2 protein-coding genes and 1 tRNA gene are annotated in these 2,005 nt (G+C 66.3%); 2 read left to right on the top strand and 1 reads right to left on the bottom strand.

Annotation, left to right across the window (positions count from 1 at the left end):
• Positions 1-77: transfer RNA gene (locus D7T59_RS21055), tRNA-Leu, on the top strand.
• A gap of 56 nt (positions 78-133) precedes the next feature.
• Here the strand turns inward: D7T59_RS21055 and D7T59_RS21060 are convergent.
• A complete protein-coding gene (locus tag D7T59_RS21060; protein WP_180852729.1) occupies positions 134-880 on the bottom strand; it encodes a sulfite exporter TauE/SafE family protein in 747 nt (248 codons plus the stop codon).
• Between the two features lie 99 nt (positions 881-979).
• Between D7T59_RS21060 and D7T59_RS21065 the strand changes: the two genes are divergently transcribed.
• Complete coding sequence (locus D7T59_RS21065; RefSeq protein WP_164136405.1) at positions 980-1,879, top strand: LysR substrate-binding domain-containing protein; 900 nt, start codon at positions 980-982, stop codon at positions 1,877-1,879.
• Positions 1,880-2,005 lie beyond the last annotated feature (126 nt).

The following is a 2,005-nucleotide window of genomic DNA, read 5'->3' on the forward strand; positions in this document are numbered from 1 at the left end:
GGCGGAATTGGTAGACGCACTAGTTTCAGGTACTAGCGGGTAAAACCGTGGAGGTTCGAGTCCTCTCCTGGGCACCACGTCGAGAATGAGAAAAACCCGCGAAAGCGGGTTTTTTCATGCCCGCAATCCGACATCAGAACAGCGGCCGCAACACCAGTTCCAGACCGAGCAGCAACAGGAACCCCAGGAAGCAGGCGCGGAACACCCGCGCACTGATCCGCTGCCGGATCACCTGCCCCAGCCACATGCCCAGCAGCGCCGGCAGCACTGCCAGTGCGCTCAGGCCCAACTGCTGGATGCCGAACGCGCCGTGCAGCACCAGGCCGGCGGTCAGCGAAATCGTCGATACGGTGAACGCCAGCCCGAGTGCCTGCACCAGCTCCTCGCGCTGCAACCCCAGCGACTGCAGATACGGCACCGCCGGCATCACGAACACGCCCGTCGCACCGGTCACCACGCCCGACAACGCCCCCACCAGCGGCCCCAGCCAGCGCTCACGCTGCGGCGGCACGCGGAACACAGGCGCAAGCAGGGCATAGGCCGCATAGACCACAAGCGCTACACCCAGTGCAGCGCGTGACCAGGTGCGATCAACGCGGACCAGAAGCGCCGCCGCGCCCAGCGTCACCACCACCACCGCCAGCATCATCGGCCACAGCCGCCGCACGATGCGGCCCAGCGACGGCCCGGACAGCAGCTGCCACGCATTGGTGACGAAGGTGGGAATGAACAGCATCGACGCCGCCGCCACCGGCGACAGCGTGCTGCCCAGCAAGCCCATCGCCACCGTCGGCAGCCCCATCCCTGTCACGCCCTTGACCACGCCGGCCAGCACGAACACAACCACCAGCAGCACGTAGAAATACATCGATTCATTCATGCCTTCATTGGATCGGCCGGCCACCCGGCGCACAATGCGGTCTTCCCGGCCACGCCTTCGGCTGACCCGAAGGCGCAGGCGTTGCAACGAGGGCATCACATGCGGATGGATATCGCCGACCTGCGCCTGTTCCTGGCAATCGCCGAAGCCGGCAGCATCACCGCAGGCGCGGCGCAGGCAAACCTGGCACTGGCTTCAGCCAGCGAACGCCTGCGCACGATCGAAGCCGATGCCGGCACCGCGCTGTTGAGCCGGCATCCGCGCGGCGTCAGCCTGACCGAAGCGGGTGCCGCCCTCGCCCACCATGCACGTTTGATCCTGCAGCATCAGGCACAGCTGCGCGGTGAACTGCAGGCGTTCGCGCACGGCGCGCGCGGCACCCTGCATCTGTACGCCAACACCGCAGCACTGACCAACTACCTGCCCGCGCGGCTCGCGCCGTGGCTGGCCGAGCGCCCGCGCCTGCACGTGGAACTGCTGGAACGCACCAGCCCCGAGGTCGTGCGCGCGCTCGCCGCCGGCCAGGCCGAGGCGGGCATCATCAGCGATGCCGTACCGGCAGACGGCCTGCAGCGGCATGTAGTGTCCGAAGACCCGCTGGTGATGCTGCTGCCCGCCAACCACCGCTTCGCGTCGCGACGCACGCTCGACTTCGTTGACGTTCTGGGCGAGACCTTCGTCGCGCTGGCCGACGGCAATGCACTGCAGACCTATGTGGAGGAACTTGCAGGCGAGGCAGGACGCCGGCTCGATGTGCGCATCCGCATGAAGACCTTCGAAGGTCTGTGCACGATGGTCGGCCATGGCATCGGCGTCGGCATCGTGCCGAGGACGATCGCGCGGCAGCATCGGCGCAGCACGCACACCGTCGCGGTACCGCTTGCCGATGCCTGGGCGCAGCGTCGCCTGTGCGCATGTTTCGCCGACTGGACGCGGTTGTCACCGGCGATGCGCAGCCTGCTGCAGCACCTCGGCGTACCGCCGCAGAAAAAAGCGTGAAATGTTGTTGACACAACTTCTGTCACTCCCCATAATTCATCTCCTGAGTCGCCCAGGTGGCGGAATTGGTAGACGCACTAGTTTCAGGTACTAGCGGGTAAAACCGTGGAGGTTCGAGTCCTCTCC

The sequence above is a fragment of the Stenotrophomonas maltophilia genome (genome assembly GCF_013464915.1).
GTDB lineage: Bacteria > Pseudomonadota > Gammaproteobacteria > Xanthomonadales > Xanthomonadaceae > Stenotrophomonas > Stenotrophomonas maltophilia_AT.